Source organism: Streptococcus sp. ZY171113 (assembly GCF_057748235.1).
Genome location: NZ_CM173243.1, coordinates 1,035,015 through 1,053,049 on the forward strand (window position 1 = coordinate 1,035,015; position 18,035 = coordinate 1,053,049).

Here is an 18,035-nt window from a genome sequence, read left to right on the forward strand (position 1 = left end):
TGAAAATTGTGTGGAGCCTGAGACAAACACCCACGAGAACGATTGGACATGGGGTTATTTCCTTTCTTAAATGATTAAAGGTACGGAAATTGCTAAAAAGAAAAAATAGTAAAAATAAACATCTGATGGTTCCTTTCTCTTACCATTATACCATATTTGAAAAATTCTTCTTTTTCCGCTATAATAATAGGGTTAGAAGAGAGAAAAGGCAGACTCTGCTCTGCTATTTCCAAAACCATAGAAAAGAAAGAACACGTCATGACACTAGAACAAGACATTCAAAAACGCCGCACCTTTGCCATCATCAGTCACCCGGACGCGGGGAAGACCACCATCACCGAGCAGCTCCTCTATTTTGGGGGCGAGATTCGGGAGGCTGGTACCGTTAAGGGCAAGAAGACCGGCAACTTCGCCAAGTCCGACTGGATGGACATCGAGAAGCAGCGGGGGATTTCCGTGACCTCGTCTGTCATGCAGTTTGACTACGCTGGCAAGCGGGTCAACATCCTGGACACCCCAGGGCACGAGGACTTCTCTGAGGACACCTACCGGACCCTGATGGCGGTGGACGCTGCCGTCATGGTGGTTGACTCGGCCAAGGGTATCGAGGCCCAGACTAAAAAGCTCTTTGAGGTTGTCAAGCACCGTGGCATTCCCGTTTTCACCTTCATCAACAAGCTGGACCGAGACGGTCGCGAGCCTTTGGACCTGCTCCAAGAGCTGGAAGAAGTCCTGGGCATCGCCAGCTACCCTATGAACTGGCCCATCGGTATGGGCAAGAGCTTCGAGGGCCTTTATGACCTCCACAACCAGCGTCTGGAGCTCTATAAGGGTGAGGAGCGGTTTGCACCTTTGGAAAATGGCGGAGCTTTGTTCGCTAATAACCCCTTCTATGAGCAAGTTTTGGAGGACATCGAGCTCTTGGCGGAAGCAGGCAATGAGTTTTCCCGTGAAGCTATTCTGGCAGGGGAGCTGACGCCAGTCTTCTTCGGCTCGGCCCTGACCAATTTTGGGGTCCAGACCTTCCTGGATTCCTTCCTGGAATTTGCCCCAGCACCGCATGGTCACAAGACCACCACTGGCGAGGTCATCGACCCCCTCAACAAGGATTTCTCTGGATTTGTCTTCAAAATCCAGGCCAACATGGACCCAAGACACCGTGACCGTATCGCCTTTGTCCGTGTGGTTTCAGGCCAGTTTGAAAAGGGCATGGCGGTCAACCTGCCTCGGACAGGCAAGGGAGCCAAACTGTCCAACGTGACCCAGTTTATGGCTGAAAGCCGTGAGAATGTTGAAACGGCCGTTGCAGGCGACATCATCGGGGTCTACGATACGGGGACCTATCAGGTCGGAGACACCCTGACTGTTGGCAAGAACAAGTTTGAATTCGAGCCCCTGCCAACCTTCACCCCAGAGATTTTCATGAAAGTGACTGCCAAGAATGTCATGAAGCAGAAGTCCTTCCACAAGGGCATTGAGCAGCTGGTGCAGGAAGGGGCCATTCAGCTCTACACCAACTACCAGACGGGCGAATACATGCTGGGTGCTGTCGGCCAGCTCCAGTTTGAAGTCTTCAAGCACCGCATGGAAGGCGAGTACAACGCCGAAGTGGTCATGACCCCGATGGGTAAAAAGACCGTCCGCTGGATCAAGCCAGAAGACCTGGACGAACGCATGTCCTCTAGCCGAAACATCCTGGCCAAGGACCGCTTTGACCAGCCTGTCTTCCTCTTTGAAAACGACTTTGCCCTCCGCTGGTTTGCGGACAAGTACCCGAAAGTGGCACTTGAGGAGAAGATGTAAGCAGTATCATGAGCCAAAATCAGCCAGATATCATCAAGATTTCTGGTTTTTTGGTTGCGTTTTCTTTGACATTGAATTAGTTTTATGATACAATTTAGTCATAAAATAAGAGGAGGTAACTATATGTTCCCAATTTCAGAACCTATTTCTAATCATTTTCTTTTATCCCTACTCATTTTACTGTCAGGCTTAGGCCTGGTAGCCTACCTTCCCTGGCACCGGCTGGGAGAACTGAGGTTATCTGTTGATGGGAAGGCCTTGATTTTTCAGCAACAACACCTGACTGCCTTCCTGAAAGGTCTACTGATTTTTTCATCAGTCTTCATCAGTTTATCAGTCTTTACTGCAGGTTTGCCGGTAGGTTTTTACTGGTTACGCTACCTTTATCTGCTATTAGCCATTCTCTTAAGCTTATGGGCTAGCCGAAGACAGATACATTAAGTAAAACATCAGCACTCATTAAAAACCAACTCCGAATGGGGTTGGTTTTTAGCCGTTATATCCAAACTAATTCTTGCAGGCTGAAGCGAATTCTTCCTTGGCGAAGGCTTCGTCGATGATAGCCTTGAGTTGGTTAGCAGAAGCCTGCATTTTTTGAAGCTCAACATCGTTGAGGGGAACTTTAACGTTGCGAACGATACCGTGGGCACCAATGATAGCTGGTTGACCGATAAAGATGCCAGACACGCCCTCGTACTGGTCTGTTTGGTAAACAGAGAGTGGGAGCACCGCATTTTCATCGTCAAGGATGGCCTTGGTGATACGGGCCAGGGCAACGGCGATACCGTAGTAGGTGGCACCTTTTTTGTTGATGATAGAGTAGGCGGCATCACGAACAGACACAAAGAGGTCAACCAAGCCTTGCTCGTCAATGTCGCGGTTGTCTTGCAACCATTGTTCCAGCTTCACCCCAGCAACGTTGGCGTGTGACCAAACGGCAAATTCGGAGTCACCGTGTTCACCCATGATGTAGGCGTGTACGGAACGAGCATCAATACCAATTTTGTCAGCCAGGGCATGACGGAAGCGGGCTGAGTCAAGGGAAGTACCAGAACCGATAACTCGCTCTTTGGGGAAACCTGAGAATTTCCAAGTGGAGTAGGTCAGGATGTCAACGGGGTTGGCGGCCACCAGGAAGATGCCGTTAAAACCAGACGCTACAACTGCCTCAACGATGCTCTTGTTGATCCGCAGGTTTTTTTCAACCAAATCAAGACGGGTCTCACCTGGTTTTTGGGGAGCACCAGCAGTCAAAACCACCACATCAGCGTCATGGCAGTCGCTGTACTCGGCTGAGTAAATCTTCTTAGGTGAGGTGAAGGCCAAAGCGTGGCTCAAGTCCTCGGCATCACCTTGGGTTTTTTCCTTGGAAATGTCGATAATCCCCAGCTCCTGAGCGATGCCCTGAGTTACCAAGGCGAAGGCGTAAGATGAACCAACGGCACCGTCACCAACCAAGATGACTTTTTTGTGTTGTTTTGTGATTGTCATGATATGCTCCTTTTTTCTAGTTTGGGCGAACCCATATGATTATTGTATCACTAAACCCTTACCTTGTCAGCCGTCAGTTGTGAAAAACATAACAGAAACCGTTTTCCATATGGAACAGAAGTTGCTTTTATATAACAAAGACCAGGCTTTTTCGTAGTTCTAAGGGGAAATTTTTCGAGAATTATGCTATAATAGAAAGCGACTTAAACCCTAGAAAGAGTGTGGTTATGCAAGATAGAAATCTGGTCAGTGTAAACCTGACCACGGAGATGAAATCCAGTTTCATCGACTATGCCATGAGTGTTATCGTCTCACGAGCCCTGCCTGATGTGCGTGATGGCCTCAAACCGGTTCACCGTCGGATTCTGTACGGCATGAACGAATTGGGCGTCATGCCTGACAAGCCCCATAAAAAATCAGCCCGTATCACGGGTGACGTCATGGGTAAATACCACCCGCACGGGGACAGCTCCATTTATGAGGCTATGGTTCGTATGGCCCAATGGTGGAGCTACCGGGCCATGTTGGTTGACGGCCACGGAAACTTTGGTTCCATGGACGGCGATGGGGCGGCTGCCCAGCGTTACACCGAGGCCCGCATGAGCAAGATTGCCCTGGAGATGCTCCGGGATATCAACAAAAACACGGTTGACTTTACCGATAACTACGACGGCAACGAGCGGGAGCCTATGGTGTTGCCAGCCCGTTTTCCTAACCTTTTGGTCAATGGTGCCACAGGAATCGCGGTCGGTATGGCGACCAACATTCCTCCCCATAACCTTGGAGAAACCGTAGACGCGGTCAAATTGGTCATGGATAGGCCAGAAGTGACCACCAGAGAACTCATGGAGGTCCTGCCAGGTCCTGACTTCCCAACAGGGGCTTTGGTTATGGGCAAATCGGGCATCCACAAGGCCTACGAGACAGGGAAGGGCTCGATTGTCTTACGGTCACGCACCGAGATTGAAACCACCAAGTCAGGCCGTGAGCGGATTGTGGTGACTGAGTTTCCTTACATGGTCAACAAGAGCAAGGTCTTGGAACACATCGTTAAACTGGCTCAGGAGAAGCGGATTGAGGGCATTACAGCCGTTCGAGACGAGTCCAGCCGTGAAGGGGTTCGCATGGTCATCGAGGTGCGACGGGATGCCTCAGCCAGCGTTATCCTCAACAACCTCTTCAAACAGACCCAGCTCCAGACCAATTTCAGCTTTAACATGCTGGCCATCGAGAATGGGGTGCCACGTATCCTGTCCTTGCGAGCCATCTTAGATAATTACATCGCCCACCAAAAAGAGGTTATTGTTCGTCGGACCCAGTTTGACAAGGACAAGGCAGAGAGCAAGGCCCACATCTTGGCTGGTCTCCTGATTGCCCTGGACCATATTGACGAGGTCATTCGGATTATCCGAAACAGTGCAACCGACGCTGAAGCTCAGGCAGAATTGATGAGCCGCTTTGACCTGTCAGAACGCCAGAGCCAGGCCATCTTGGACATGCGTCTGCGTCGCTTGACCGGCTTGGAACGTGACAAGATTCAGGCTGAATACGATGAGTTGCTGGCCTTGATTGCTGACTTGGCTGATATTCTGGCCAAGCCAGAGCGGGTGGTGACCATCATCAAGGAAGAGCTAGACGAGGTTAAACGTAAGTACAACGATGCCCGTCGCACCGAGCTCATGGTCGGCGAGGTTCTCTCTATCGAAGACGAAGACCTGATCGAAGAAGAAGATGTCCTGATTACCCTCTCCAACAAGGGCTACATCAAACGCCTGGCCCAAGACGAGTTTCGTGCCCAAAAACGGGGCGGCCGTGGGGTGCAAGGGACTGGCGTCAACGACGATGACTTCGTCCGTGAACTGGTCTCAACCAGCACCCACGATGCCATGTTCTTCTTTACCAACCAAGGTCGTGTTTACCGCCTTAAGGGCTATGAAATCCCTGAATACGGTCGGACAGCCAAGGGCTTGCCAGTGGTCAACCTGCTTAAATTAGATGAGGGTGAGACCATCCAGACCATCATCAATGTTAAGGCAGATGATTTCACCGACAAGTACCTCTTCTTCACCACCCGTCAAGGTGTCATCAAGCGGACCAGCGTGTCTGAGTTTGCCAATATCCGTCAAAATGGCCTTCGTGCCATCAATATGCGGGAGGGTGATGAACTGATCAACGTCCTTTTGACCAGCGGTCAGGAGGAAATCATCATCGGTACCCAAACCGGCTACTCGGTTCGCTTCAAGGAAGAAGCCGTTCGTAGCATGAGCCGGAGTGCCACTGGGGTTAAAGGTGTCAGTCTTCGTGATGGCGACCGAGTAATCGGTGCCGCACGAATTTCAGATGACCAAGAAGTCTTGGTCATCACGGAAAAAGGTTACGGGAAACGCACCTCAGCCACTGAATACCCAACCAAGAACCGTGGTGGTCTGGGTATCAAGACCGCCAACCTTACTGAGAAAAACGGTAGCCTGGCTGGCCTTGTCACCGTCTCTGGTGACGAAGACATCATGATTATCACCGATACGGGTGTCATTATCCGAACAACGGTTGCCAGCATTTCGCAAACCGGCCGCTCCACCCAAGGGGTTAAGGTTATGCGACTGGATGATGAGGCTAAGATTGTAACCTTTGCCCTGGTCAAGGCCGAAGAGGAAGACCCAACAGAAAACGAGGAAACAAATGACTAAAAGAAAACGACAAAACACCATTCGCAACTGGATTTACAACAGCCTGATGGTGGTCTTGGTTGTGGTTGGTTTACTCTTGATTTTTAACAAGCCCATCCGCAACTACATAATCGGTCAAAACAGCAATAAGTATCAAGTCACCCAAGTGACAAAAGAGGAATTGCAGGCCAACAAAGAAGCCGAAGCCTCCTTTGATTTTGCAGCCGTTCAGTCTCTCAGTACGGAGGCCATCTTGACCGCCCAGATGGAAGCCCAAAACCTCCCAGTAATCGGTGGCATTGCCATCCCTGAGTTGGAAATGAACCTGCCGATTTTCAAAGGTGTTGGCAACACCGAGATTGCCTACGGTGCTGGTACCATGAAGGAAGACCAGGTCATGGGAGAACGCAACTACGCCTTGGCCAGTCACCACATCTTTGGTATCGAAGGAGCTTCTAAGATGCTCTTTTCGCCCCTGGACAACGCCCAAAACGGCATGAAGATTTACCTGACAGACAAGGATAAAATCTACACCTACGTCATTTCAGAAGTGAAAATCGTCTCTCCTGAACACGTGGAAGTCATTGATGACCGCCCTGGTCAGACCGAGGTAACTCTAGTGACCTGTACCGACTTTGATGCCACCAACCGCATCATCGTTCACGGCACCTTTGTGGAGTCGGTTGATTTTGAGAAAGCCCCTGCGGAGGTGTTGAAAGCCTTCGAAATGACTTATAACCAACGCATTTTTTAAGCCAAGCCCTCGCAGTAGCGAGGGCTTCTTGCTAGAAAGGATTACCCATGACCTTAAATTTGACCGCCATCCATCATGTGGCCATCATCGTTTCTGACTACGACAAATCTCGCGACTTCTACGTCAACAAGCTTGGCTTTGACATCATTCGGGAAAACCATCGCCCTGAGCGGCATGACTACAAGCTGGATTTGCGTTGCGGCACCATCGAGCTGGAGATTTTTGGCAATAAGTTGAGCGACCCAGCCTATGTAGCCCCGCCCAAACGGGTTGGTCGACCAGACTATCCTAGCGAAGCCTGTGGCCTACGGCACCTGGCCTTCTATGTGCCAGATGTCCCAGCAACGGTGGCCCAATTAGAAGCCCTAGGGATTCCTTGTGAACCCATCCGCTATGACACTTACACCGGTAAGGCCATGACCTTCTTTTTTGACCCAGACGGCCTGCCCCTGGAACTTCACGCCTAAACAAACGAGACTGGGATAAAAAGATTTTGAGTTTTCGAAATCTCATACAATTATCCCTTGATGAAACTAAAATCAAAAAAAGCGAACAAAGAATGGTTCTGATTTTCAGAAATCCTTCTTTGTTCGCTTTTAATATTTGGGTTTGGACTTTTGTCTCAGCCTCATATTTTATGAAAAGCTAGGATGACGTCCTAGTCTCGAGCCAGTTCCCAGTGCTTGCTGAGGTGGCGAGAAAGCTGGGAAATGCTAAAGTTGACTACAAAGTAGAGCAGGGCAAGAGTCACATAGAGGGTAAAGACTGGACCAGGCTCAACATTTCTGCCCATGATGATTTGGCTGGCTCCAAACAGTTCCTGGAGGGCGATGACCGAGTAGAGGAGGCTGGTGTCCTTGATGACAGTGACCGCCTGAGAAATCATGGCTGGCAACATCTTGCGGATGGCCTGGGGGAGAATGATGTAACGCAGGATTTGCAGTTGGGAAAAGCCTTGAGCTAGGCCAGCCTCCGTCTGCCCCTTATCGATGGCGTTAAAGCCCCCACGGATGATTTCAGCCAGGGCAGCCGAGGTAAAGATGGTAAAGGCTGTGATACCAGCAGGTCGTGACTTGAGTTGAAAGACCAAAAAGACGGTGAAAATCCAAAGCAGGTTAGGGACATTACGGATAAATTCGATGAGGACACTGGCCAGGAAACTGACCAGCTTGTTTTTGCTGTTACGCATGAGGGCTAGGACAGTCCCGAAAATGCTGGAGAGGCAGATGATGATGGCTGACAGGTAGAGAGTTAGTCCCAAGCCCCGAAAGAGAAAGGCCAGGTTGGTTGGGGTAAGAACTTCTGAAATGCTTGACATGGGTCACCTCCTTAATAGGCCTGCTTGTTCTTTCTCTCCCAACGACGGGCCAGGCTGGCCAGGGGGAAGCAAAGAGAGAAGTAGAGCAGGGCTGCTGTGACAAAGGGTGGGATGTAGTTGGCGTGGACCGCCGACCAGTGCTTGGTCATAAACATGATGTCCACCCCGCCGATGATGGCCACGGTCGAGGTGTTTTTAATCAGATTGACCACCTGATTGGCCAGAGGAGGCAGGATGGTCCTCACGGTCTGGGGAAGGATGATGTAACGCATGCCCTCCAGGTAGCTAAAGCCCTGAGACAGGGCAGCCTCCATTTGACCACTAGGAACAGCTAGAATACCCGTCCGAAAGACCTCGGCCATGTAGGCCCCGTGGTAGAGGCCTACACAGAGAACAGCGGTAGCATAGATAGAGGGCATAAGGACAAAGTTGGAAATCAGAGGTAGGCCGTAGTAGACCAGAACAAACTGAACCAAAATCGGCGTGTTCTGGTAAAATTCCACATAGACCCGAGCCAGGATCCGAAGGCTCTTGGATTTGCTGGTGGCTAGGATGGCGAAGAAGCCACCTAGGCTAAGGGCCAATAGCAGAGCACCACAGGCGATGAGAAGGGTAAAGAGAAATCCCCTAGCAAAGAGAGGCCAGTCTTGGAAAAAGCTCGCCCACAGGTCAGGAGAGAAAATAGATTCAAGGGTCATAGCAGCTCCTTTCTAGTTGGTGGCCAGTGTCGTTGGTTTGAGGGTGTTTTGCTGGTAGAGCTTGTCCAAACTTCCATCAGCCAGCCACTCAGTGACCCAACTGTCTAAATAGGCATGGAGATCGGTGTTAGACTTTTTGGTCACAATCCCATACTGGGAGGGGTTATAGTCCAGATCCAGGATTTGGTTCTTTTTCCCAACAAAACCAGAGAGAATGGACCTGTCGATGGAAAAGGCATCGACGCGTTGGGCTGCCAGACTGATGGCCACTTCAGGGTTGCTCCCGAGTTCGGTAAACTTAAGGTGGATGCCCTTTTCAGCTGCCAGTTTGGTCAGGACCTGCTGCTGGATTGACCCTTGAGTAACCCCAATGGTCTTGCCGTCCAGGTCTTTCCAGGTCTTGATGGGGCTGGTTTTCTTGACCAAAAAGCTATTAGCATCGGTGTAGTAGGGAGTGGTAAAGTTATAAAGTTTCTTGCGTTCCTCGGTGATGGTAAAGGTAGCAATAACCATGTCCAGCTGACCGTTATCAAGCAAGGCCCCTCTGGTCTGGGCAGTTACAGGTGTAAAGACAACTTTAACCTCTAGCTGCTCAGCTATTTTTTTAGCCAAATCAACCTCCAAGCCCGTGTAGGCTTGGGTCTTGGGGTCTCGGTAGCCGAAGTTAGGCACATCCTGTTTGACACCAACGCGGAGTTCCCCCCGCTTGATGATTGTGGCTAACTGCTGGCTAGTTAAGAGTTCCTCCCGCTGGCTATTGGCCTTAACGGGTTGAGCCAGGCCGAAAAGAAAGACGAGTGAGAGGGCAAAGAGGGTTTTAAAAAAAGTTGCTAATCTCATCATAGGCCAGCCTCCTCTAGGGAAACCCGCTCACTGGTGTGGTTGATAATCTTGCTGAGGAACTGTTGTACCCGTGGTTCAGTCGGTTGGTCAAAGAAGTCATCCACCGCTGTGCTATCGACCAGAACCTGGCCGTCGGCCATAAAGATGATACGGTCAGCAACTTCACGGGCAAAGCCCATCTCGTGGGTGACAACAATCATGGTGATGCCTTTGCGGGCCAGATTCTTCATGACAGTCAGGACATCACCGATGGTTTCAGGGTCAAGGGCAGAGGTCGGCTCATCAAAAAGTAGGAGCTTGGGTTCCATGGCCAGGGCTCTAGCGATAGCAACCCGCTGTTTTTGGCCCCCAGAGAGCATGGCAGGGTAGGCCTCTTTACGGTCCCACATGTTAACGTAGGTTAAGTACTTTTCTGCCCGTTTTTCCGCCTCTTTTGGGGTCAGCCCCAAGACTTTCAAGGGTGCTAGTGTAACATTTTCTAACACAGTTTTGTGAGGATAGAGGTTAAAATGCTGGAAAACCATGCTGGCTTCTCGGCGGAGGGTCATCAATTCCTTAGAAGTCGCTCCCTTGACTTGGTGACCATTGACCACTAAGTCTCCCTGGTCGATGGTTTCCAGGGCATTGATGGTGCGGATGAGGGTGGACTTTCCAGAGCCTGATGGCCCTAAAAGAACGACCACCTGCCCCTCTTCAAACGCAAGGTTAATGTCTTTGAGAGCGTGAAAGTCTCCATAGAACTTGTTGACGGCTGTAAAGGATATCAGTGGCATAGGCAACTCCTTGGTTTGTATTTGTTAGTTTTTCTAACATGACACTAAAATACCACAAAAAAAGAACGATGTCAACAAAAATAACATCGTTTCAAGGGGTTTTTGTGATATTTTTTTCTAATTGTGGTGGTTTTTGTTGAAAGAACCTTGTTTTTTAGCCTCTTGGTTGAGCAAATCACTGATTAGGTTGCCAATCCGAACAATATCATCAGGTAACCCCCTTAGTTCAAAATTATCCAGAAGGGGAAAACCAAACCGCTGACTGTACTGTTTGGCCGTCAGGCAATACTGGTGGTTGAAATTGCGGTTACCGCTACCGACAATACCAAGGCAATGCTTATAGTTGTCGTAGGCAGCTAAAAAATCACCCAGGGGCGTGGTCAAGATTTCCACGTCGCCAGTATCGACCCCGTTTCCCCCCTCAAGGTAGGTGGGAAGAAAGGCAATCACAGGGGCCTCAAGAGGAAAAATCTCCCCCTTGAGAGACTTGACATTGAGGGAGGTCGCCTCAAGCTCATGCTGGCTACTCAAGTAATCGGTCAATTTAGTGACAAAATGCTGGGTATTGCCTGTCAGGCTGATGTAAAGGAGGGTTAGGGTCATGGTTTACCTTTCTCTGGTGTTGATAGTGTTTGGGTTTATCGCGAAGGTTACTGGTCTTGGTTGGTCTGTCGCTTGCTTATTCAGTTCAAGATTCCTTTCTCAACCAACCGATTTGACAGCCAGAATGCCTGGCGACAAGAGATAGTTTGGGGACTAGGTACTCTTCCAGTTTTTTGAAGATGACCCTGTCCCCTTCTTAAATTAGTTGCCTTGCTGGTCAGGTTTTGGCTGATAGGACTATTATAGCAAAAAAGCTCAAACATTCACAAGAAAACCTAAGCCACTCTCCAAACTCTCCCGCTGATTTTTGCCCCACAAGACGCAAGGGATGAAGCAGTTGACAGCGGAACTTGCCCATCAGAAAACCTCCCCAGGCTGACTTCTGGGGAGGTTTTGGCTGTCAGGCAGTGGCTTGGTCCTGAGGGAGCTTGCTAGTCTTGTGGTGGCGTTTGGCCAAGAGGTCAGCGTAGTAGTGGCGGCTATTGTTAGCCACGACCAGCAGGTCCTTATAGAGTTTGAGGGACTTGGCCCGGCTCATGAGGTCAATGTAGTCAACCACCAACCGATAGGCCTCAAGCACTTGCTGGCGAAGGGCGGTGAGGTCATAGGCTTGGCGGTCAATCTGTTCTTTAGACCGACTAGCAAAGAGGGCTTCGAATTCCTGTTGGGCGATGTTCAGCTGATCCACAAAAGGTTTAACGCCCAGGCTGGCAACCTCCTCCTTGTTGGGGCTGGTAGTCAGTTTACCCAGCAGTTTGGAAATCAGAATGGACTGTTCTTCATAGTTGTGGCGACCGCCTCCCTGATAGTGGGCTAAGAGTAGTTTGAGACTGGTGTAAGCCGACCGCAAAGGCTCTGTACTGTCATAACGGTGGGCCCGAATACTCTCTTTTAGGCCCTGAATCGCCCGTTGTCGCCGCTCATCAGCTTCTCGTATGAGTTGAGATTTGTTGCTGACACGGATTGGCTTGACGGCTTCCTTATAGGTTGTGGTTTCTTGACGAAGTTTTGCCACCAAAGAGACAAAGAGCTCATCACTGCTGTAACGCAGGCCAGACCGGTCGAGATCGTCGAGGAAACGGGTCAAAAATTGAGCCATCTCGGTGTTTTTCAACCGTTTCAAGTTAAGTGATGTTAAGGTCATGGGATAACCCTCCTTGATAAATATGTTTGTCTTGTTTGCTCCAGTCTCAGTTTTAGCTTGAACCTGGGGCTCTAGAGGTTTTGCTTCACCTCCTGTCATCTTATTATTCGTAAGCACCTAATAAAAAATAGGTTTTCGTTAATTTTTTTGAAAAATTTTTAGAAGGAGAAGACGGCCGTTTCTTCTTCCCTCAACAAGAGACTAAAGCCATGTTTATCCAAGTCCAATGCCACGGGGAAATGACCAGGTCAAGCTCTGACCAATCCCAATGCCACGGGGAAATAGCCAGGTCACGCTCTGACCAATCCCAATGCCACGAGGAAATGACCAGGTCAAGCTCTGACCCAAGCCAATGCCACGGGGAAATGACCAGGTCAAGCTCTGACCTAAGCCAATGCCACGGGGAAATGGCCAGGTCAAGCTCTGACCAAGCCCAATGCCACGGGGAAATGGCCAGGTCAAGCCCTGACCTAAGCCAATGCCACGGGGAAATGGCCAGGTCAAGCTCTGACCAAGCCCAATGCCACGAGGAAATGGCTTCTTTTGTGACGTAAAAGGTGCGGACGGTAAGGTAAAACTGTGTTATAATAAGAACAAGGATAATAAGACGAGGAGGGAAAGCATGACCGAGCAACTGATAAAATCTAAAAAGCGTGTTCAGCAGCATGGTGAGGTCTTTACACCAAGATGGATGGTGGATCTCATGTTGGATATTCCTGAGGTGGCTGTAGCCTGTCAGTCTATTGATGCCACTTTTCTTGAGCCAGCGGCAGGAGATGGCAATTTCTTGTTAGCTATCTTGGAACGTAAGCTCACTTTTTTAACCAGCCACTACCCATCGTCTGACTGGGCTAGGGAAAGCCTCTGGGTTCTAGCTTCTATCTATGGCATAGAGTTCCTAGCGGATAATCTGGAGCTGGCTTGGCTAATATTATGAGGCCCCTTACTAGAGATGGGATTTCAACGGTGACAATTATTTCCAATTGTGGTATGATTGAATTGTCTGACAACCAAGTTGTTAACCGAAAATTATTTCAAAAGTCTTACCCGGGAACTTTTTTTGAATTAAAAATTGATGCGTCCAATGAAAGTTTGTATGATACGGAGGAAGAGGAGGAGTTTGAATGGTAGTATTGGTAGTAAAAGATTTGGTGGCTAATGCTTCTGACAATCAGTCAGGAACTGCTTTGTTTGAACAAATTCAGCATGCCTTCCAGCAAGGTCAAACAGTAACAGTCTCTTTTGAAGCTGTCCCTTATGTCAGCACCTCTTTTGTCAATTCAGCTTTTATCAATCTGTTGGAAACTTACTCTTTTGATGAGATTAGAAAACAGTTAAGATTTACACAGTCGACGGTGCAGATTAACGCTTTGATTAAAGACCGCTTCGCCTTTGAAACGCAAAAGAGATCGACAGTTGCCTGATAATAACTAGCCTTAGCAGAAGCTTTAACGTCTATACAAAACAACCCTCCCTCGCCTTGGTCTCGGCGAGGGAGGGTTTGTCATTAGTTATTCCCACTCAACAGTTGCTGGTGGTTTGCTGGTGATGTCGTAGACGATGCGGTTGACGTGGTCCACTTCGTTGACGATGCGGACAGAGATTTTTTGGAGGACTTCCCACGGAATCTTGGCGAAGTCGGCGGTCATGCCGTCAATGGAAGTGATGGCACGGATGGCGATGGTGTAGTCGTAGGTACGGCCGTCACCCATAACGCCGACGGAGCGGACACCGGTGTTAACGGTGAAGTATTGCCAGATGTCACGGTCAAGGCCAGCCTTGGCGATTTCTTCACGGAGGATGGCGTCTGATTCACGCACCGTTTGGAGTTTTTCTTCGGTGATTTCACCCATGACACGGATGGCCAGGCCTGGGCCTGGGAATGGCTGACGCCAAACAATTTCGTCTGGCATGCCAAGGGCAGTACCAAGAGCTCGCACCTCGTCCTTGAAGAGGGTGTTGAGGGGTTCAATCAATTCAAACTGCATGTCCTCAGGCAGGCCGCCCACGTTGTGGTGGCTCTTGATGGTCTGAGCTGTTTCAGTTCCTGATTCGATGATGTCGGTGTAGAGGGTGCCTTGAGCCAGGAATTTAACATCCTTGAGCTTGCTGGCCTCGTCATCGAAGACGTAGACAAATTCGTTACCGATAATCTTGCGTTTTTGTTCTGGGTCTGACACGCCAGCCAGTTTGTCCAAGAAACGTTTGGCAGCGTCAGCCTTGATGATGTTGAGGCCGAACTTGCCACCCAGCATTTCCATGACCTGGTCAGCTTCGCCTTTTCTGAGCAATCCATGGTCCACAAAAATACAGGTCAACTGGTCGCCGATGGCCCGCTGGAGCAGGACGCCAACCACAGAGGAGTCAACCCCGCCAGACAGACCGAGGAGGACCTTCTTGTCGCCCACGGTGGCACGGATTTTCTCGATGGCCATGTCGATGAAGTTGTCCATGGACCAGTCCTGGCGAGCGCCACAGATGTTTACCGCAAAGTTTTTGAGAAGGTCGTTACCGTAAACAGAGTGGCGAACCTCAGGGTGGAACTGGATGCCGTAGATGCGTTTGTCAGCCCGCTCGATGGCCGCAAATGGGCAGTCGGCAGAAACAGCGGTACGAACGAAACCTTGAGGAATCTCAGTCACGGCGTCACCGTGGCTCATGAGTACCAGCTGCTCTTCAGGGGTTTCGCCAAAGAGGGCAGAGGTCTTATCATGGGTCAATGGGGACTGGCCGTACTCACGGTGACCAGCCTCGTCAGCAGGGACAACCTTACCACCCAGGGTTTGGGTCAGGAGCTGCATACCATAGCAGATGCCCAAAATGGGAATGCCCAGTTCGAAAATCTCTGGGTCGATGGAAAAGCTGTCCTTCTCGTACACGGAGTTTGGACCGCCAGACAGGACGATACCAATCGGGTTGATGGCACGCACCTCGTCAGCAGAAATCTTGTGACTGAGGAGCTCAGAGAAGACACCGAACTCACGGATACGGCGGGTAATCAGCTGATTGTACTGGCTACCGTAGTCGAGGACGATGATTTTTTGCACGTCTTGTGGGGAAGAAGTAGTGGTCATGATGGTCCTTTCTATATAAAACCTTGTAAACATTCCCATTTTACCATAATTTTGGTAAATAGGGTAGGGAAAAATAACAGAAAAAGAGGGCAAGGACGAAGAAAAAGCCCATCCCTCATAAGAGCTGGACAGGACTAGACAGTTGGTTTCGAAGCATGGCTCAGCCATTCTTTACCCAGGCCGGGGTCAAACCGCCTGAGGGGAGTGATTTTTTCGAGGAGAAAGTGGCCAGCCAGGCCGACAAGGAAGCCAGATAAAATCCCACTAAAGGCCAAAATAGGCAGGTAGTTGAGGGGGGCTAGGGAGCGGGCGATAGCTGAGAAGACCAAAAGCTGGCCCAGGTTATGGAGCATCCCCCCCAGGGTGGAAATGCCAATCAGGCTGACCCGCTTGGGCCCCAGCTTTTTAGCAGTCAGCATGCCCAGATAGCTGATTATGGTGCCAGAAAAGGCGTAGAGAAAGCTGGAAAAACCGCCAGCCAGGAGGGTGGTCACCCCTAAGCGGAGCAGGATGACCTTGAAGCTATCACGAGGTGGCAGGCTGAATAGGGCGATGAGAGTGACCAGGTTACCTAGTCCTAGCTTGGCTCCTGGAGCAAAAGCGAATGGAGCAGGAATCAGACGTTCAAAGAGACCGATGATGACAGCCTGGGCGGCCAACATGGTGATAAAGAGGGTTTTGCTGATGGGTTTTGACATGATGGCCTTTCTAGAGGTGTTTCTTCTATCTTACCTGTTTTTGGGAAAATAGGCAAGTCTCCTTACTGAGCTGGACTATGAAGCTTACTGGTTAGGTCAGGGAGGTCGTCTTTCTTGTCCTTTTGAGAAAATATGCTATAATGGTCTTTATCAATAGTTAGAGAGGATTTTTCCAATGAAACGCATTGTGATTGTCGGTGCTGGTTATGCTGGAGTGTCAGCTGCCCGTCACTTGGCAAAGACTTTTAAGAAAAATCAAGAGATTTCCATTACCTTGATTGACAAGAACCCTTTCATGACCTACATGACCGAGCTTCATGAGGTGGCTGCTGGTCGGGTGGAGCCTGAGGCCGTTAAGCATGACCTGCAACGGATTTTCAAGAAATACCCTAACGTTAATCTGGTGACCGACAAGGTGACCAAGGTGGACTACGAGAAAAAGGAAGTTCTTGCTGAACACGGCACCTTTGCCTATGACTACCTGCTTCTGGCAATGGGTGGTGAGGCCAATGACTTTGGCACGCCTGGTGTGAAGGAAAATGGTTTTACCCTCTGGTCCATCGAAGCAGCAGAAGCCTTGCATGCCCAAATCATCGATGCTTGTTACCAGGCTAGTCGTGAACACGATGAGGCCAAACGTCGTGCCCTCTTGACCTTTACCGTTATCGGTGGTGGTTTCACAGGTATCGAGATGATTGGTGAGCTGATTGACTGGGTGCCAATCTTGGCCAAGCAATTCCGTTTGGACGAGAAAGAATTCTCCCTCAAATTAGTTGAAGCCACACCAAACATCTTGGCCATGGTGACTGAGGTGGAGCGTGAGAAAGCCACCAAGTATCTGACCAAAAAAGGGGTTGAATTGATTTTAGCAGACGGGGTAACCTCTGTTGACAAGGACCAGCTCAATCTGGCTTCTGGCCGTTCCATCCCGACCTACACCTCTATCTGGACAGCTGGGGTTCAGGCCAACTCTGACACAGCTGACTTTGGAATTGGCAAAGGCCGTGCTGGTCGCCTTATGGCCAACCAGTATATGGAAGCTCTGGACCAAGACGATGTTTACATCGCTGGTGACCTGGTTTACTTTGAAGATGCCAGTCAAGAAGGCCGTCCTGTGCCGCAAATCGTTCAGGCCGCTGAACAAACTGGCCACACTGCCGCTGCCAACATCGCGGCAGCCATTACCGGTGGGGAAAAGCATGAGTTCAAAGGCAAGTATGACGGCTTTATGGTCTCTATCGGTGCCAAATATGCCGTGGCCTACCTCAACGACAAGTACCACCTGTCAGGTTTCATGGCGACCTTGGTTAAACACCTGGTTAACCTGATTTACTTCTTCAGCATCAGCTCCCTCTACAACATGGTGACCTATGTTCGCCACGAGTTCTTCGATGTTGAAAACCGCCGTAACGTCTTTGGTGGTCACCTGTCCAGCAAGGGCAACCGCCTCTGGTTGGTGCCTCTGCGGGTCTTCTACGGTAGCGTTTGGCTCTATGAGGGGATTAAAAAGGCTTTTGGCCTCTTTGGTACCAACTCTTGGTTGGGGGATAAGGTGGTCTTTCCTTTCCCTTGGTTGCAGGAAACCGTCTCTGGTGCCTCTCAGGCTGCTGAAGCGACTAGTGGCGCCTCTATGGCAGCAACCGCTGCGGAAGTAGCAGAACCTGTCTTTAGTTTGAGCTACACCTACGGTGAAGCCCCGATGACTGTCTTTGAAAAGATGCCAGACTGGTTTGCGACGGTCATGGAGTTCCTGATGCCTAACCAGGAAGTGGCCCTGCTCATGCAGAAGGTCATGGTCTTTGTTGAGATTGCCATCGGCTTGGCCCTGATTGCTGGTCTCTTCGTCTGGTTGATTTCAGCCATGACAGCTGGGATGGTGGTCATGTTCAGTTTGTCTGGCATGTTCTTCTGGGTCAACATCTGGTTCATTCCAGTTGCTGTTGCCTTGATGGGTGGGGCTGGTCAAGCCCTCGGTCTTGATTACTGGGTGATGCCGTGGTTGGGCAAACACCTGGACCGTATCCTCTATGGTAAGGAACGGCACCTCTACGGCCAGAAGAACTAACGGATTTATTTTTGGGAAATAGCAGAGCTGAGGTTCTGGTTTTTCTCAGATAAGAACAAAAAGAAAAGCATAAAGAGGTTAGGACAGTTGTCCCGACCTCTTTAT

17 protein-coding genes and 1 pseudogene are annotated in these 18,035 nt (G+C 49.9%); 8 read left to right on the top strand and 10 right to left on the bottom strand.

Annotated elements, in window-relative coordinates:
* The first annotated feature begins 258 nt into the window (after nt 1-258).
* Both AC3ARB_RS04845 and AC3ARB_RS04850 read left to right on the top strand, forming a co-directional pair.
* Complete coding sequence (locus tag AC3ARB_RS04845) at nt 259-1,803, top strand: peptide chain release factor 3 (RefSeq protein ID WP_488321423.1); 1,545 nt, start codon at nt 259-261, stop codon at nt 1,801-1,803.
* Nucleotides 1,804-1,926: 123 nt separating this feature from the next.
* Nucleotides 1,927-2,244, top strand: a complete 318-nt coding sequence (locus AC3ARB_RS04850) for a hypothetical protein (RefSeq protein WP_488321424.1) — start codon at nt 1,927-1,929, stop codon at nt 2,242-2,244.
* A 66-nt stretch (nt 2,245-2,310) separates the two neighbouring features.
* On the opposite strand, the gene AC3ARB_RS04855 is transcribed toward AC3ARB_RS04850, so the two are convergent.
* Complete coding sequence (locus tag AC3ARB_RS04855) at nt 2,311-3,294, bottom strand: L-lactate dehydrogenase (protein WP_488321425.1); 984 nt, start codon at nt 3,292-3,294, stop codon at nt 2,311-2,313.
* Nucleotides 3,295-3,521: 227 nt separating this feature from the next.
* On the opposite strand from AC3ARB_RS04855, the gene gyrA reads away from it, so the two are divergent.
* Genes gyrA through gloA2 form a run of 3 tightly spaced genes read left to right on the top strand, consistent with a single transcriptional unit; the run spans nt 3,522 to nt 7,181 of the window.
* Entirely contained in the window at nt 3,522-5,981 is a 2,460-nt protein-coding gene (gene gyrA, locus AC3ARB_RS04860) for a DNA gyrase subunit A (protein WP_488321426.1), read from the top strand.
* Nucleotides 5,974-6,714 (top strand): class A sortase, encoded by a 741-nt coding sequence (locus AC3ARB_RS04865; RefSeq protein WP_488321427.1) that lies wholly within the window; start codon nt 5,974-5,976, stop codon nt 6,712-6,714. The genes gyrA and AC3ARB_RS04865 overlap by 8 nt, the downstream gene beginning before the upstream one ends.
* 47 nt (nt 6,715-6,761) lie before the next feature.
* Nucleotides 6,762-7,181 carry an SMU1112c/YaeR family gloxylase I-like metalloprotein gene (gene gloA2, locus AC3ARB_RS04870; RefSeq protein ID WP_488321428.1) on the top strand — a complete coding sequence of 140 codons (420 nt, stop codon included), beginning with the start codon at nt 6,762-6,764 and terminating at the stop codon, nt 7,179-7,181.
* A gap of 191 nt (nt 7,182-7,372) precedes the next feature.
* On the opposite strand, the gene AC3ARB_RS04875 is transcribed toward gloA2, so the two are convergent.
* The 7 genes from AC3ARB_RS04875 to AC3ARB_RS04905 all read right to left on the bottom strand — a co-directional run bounded on the left by AC3ARB_RS04875 (nt 7,373) and on the right by AC3ARB_RS04905 (nt 12,597).
* Nucleotides 7,373-8,032, bottom strand: coding sequence for an amino acid ABC transporter permease (locus AC3ARB_RS04875; protein ID WP_488321429.1), 660 nt, complete (start codon nt 8,030-8,032; stop codon nt 7,373-7,375).
* An 11-nt stretch (nt 8,033-8,043) separates the two neighbouring features.
* Entirely contained in the window at nt 8,044-8,730 is a 687-nt protein-coding gene (locus AC3ARB_RS04880; protein ID WP_488321430.1) for an amino acid ABC transporter permease, read from the bottom strand.
* Between the two features lie 12 nt (nt 8,731-8,742).
* Nucleotides 8,743-9,570 (bottom strand): transporter substrate-binding domain-containing protein, encoded by an 828-nt coding sequence (locus tag AC3ARB_RS04885; protein ID WP_488321533.1) that lies wholly within the window; start codon nt 9,568-9,570, stop codon nt 8,743-8,745.
* Nucleotides 9,570-10,346 carry an amino acid ABC transporter ATP-binding protein gene (locus tag AC3ARB_RS04890; protein ID WP_488321431.1) on the bottom strand — a complete coding sequence of 259 codons (777 nt, stop codon included), beginning with the start codon at nt 10,344-10,346 and terminating at the stop codon, nt 9,570-9,572. The genes AC3ARB_RS04885 and AC3ARB_RS04890 overlap by 1 nt, the downstream gene beginning before the upstream one ends.
* Nucleotides 10,347-10,463: 117 nt before the next feature.
* Nucleotides 10,464-10,949 carry a class Ib ribonucleoside-diphosphate reductase assembly flavoprotein NrdI gene (gene nrdI, locus AC3ARB_RS04895; protein WP_488321432.1) on the bottom strand — a complete coding sequence of 162 codons (486 nt, stop codon included), beginning with the start codon at nt 10,947-10,949 and terminating at the stop codon, nt 10,464-10,466.
* A 400-nt stretch (nt 10,950-11,349) separates the two neighbouring features.
* Nucleotides 11,350-12,093: a DUF6261 family protein gene (locus AC3ARB_RS04900; protein ID WP_488321433.1), complete on the bottom strand. Its 744-nt coding sequence runs from the start codon at nt 12,091-12,093 to the stop codon at nt 11,350-11,352.
* 213 nt (nt 12,094-12,306) lie between these two features.
* Nucleotides 12,307-12,597, bottom strand: a complete 291-nt coding sequence (locus AC3ARB_RS04905) for a hypothetical protein (protein WP_488321434.1) — start codon at nt 12,595-12,597, stop codon at nt 12,307-12,309.
* 118 nt (nt 12,598-12,715) lie between these two features.
* Between AC3ARB_RS04905 and AC3ARB_RS04910 the strand changes: the two are divergent.
* A pseudogene (locus tag AC3ARB_RS04910) lies at nt 12,716-13,015 on the top strand (methylase); the annotation flags it as partial.
* Between the two features lie 202 nt (nt 13,016-13,217).
* On the top strand, nt 13,218-13,517 hold the full coding sequence (locus AC3ARB_RS04915; protein ID WP_488321435.1) for an STAS-like domain-containing protein: 300 nt from the start codon (nt 13,218-13,220) through the stop codon (nt 13,515-13,517).
* Between the two features lie 87 nt (nt 13,518-13,604).
* Here AC3ARB_RS04915 and guaA read toward each other — a convergent pair whose 3' ends face one another.
* Together guaA and AC3ARB_RS04925 are read right to left on the bottom strand one after the other, a co-directional pair.
* On the bottom strand, nt 13,605-15,167 hold the full coding sequence (guaA, locus tag AC3ARB_RS04920; protein WP_488321436.1) for a glutamine-hydrolyzing GMP synthase: 1,563 nt from the start codon (nt 15,165-15,167) through the stop codon (nt 13,605-13,607).
* 134 nt (nt 15,168-15,301) lie between these two features.
* Nucleotides 15,302-15,865 carry a Gx transporter family protein gene (locus tag AC3ARB_RS04925; RefSeq protein WP_488321437.1) on the bottom strand — a complete coding sequence of 188 codons (564 nt, stop codon included), beginning with the start codon at nt 15,863-15,865 and terminating at the stop codon, nt 15,302-15,304.
* A gap of 175 nt (nt 15,866-16,040) precedes the next feature.
* Here AC3ARB_RS04925 and AC3ARB_RS04930 point away from each other — a divergent pair, with 175 nt between their 5' ends.
* Nucleotides 16,041-17,930: an FAD-dependent oxidoreductase gene (locus AC3ARB_RS04930; RefSeq protein WP_488321438.1), complete on the top strand. Its 1,890-nt coding sequence runs from the start codon at nt 16,041-16,043 to the stop codon at nt 17,928-17,930.
* Nucleotides 17,931-18,035 lie beyond the last annotated feature (105 nt).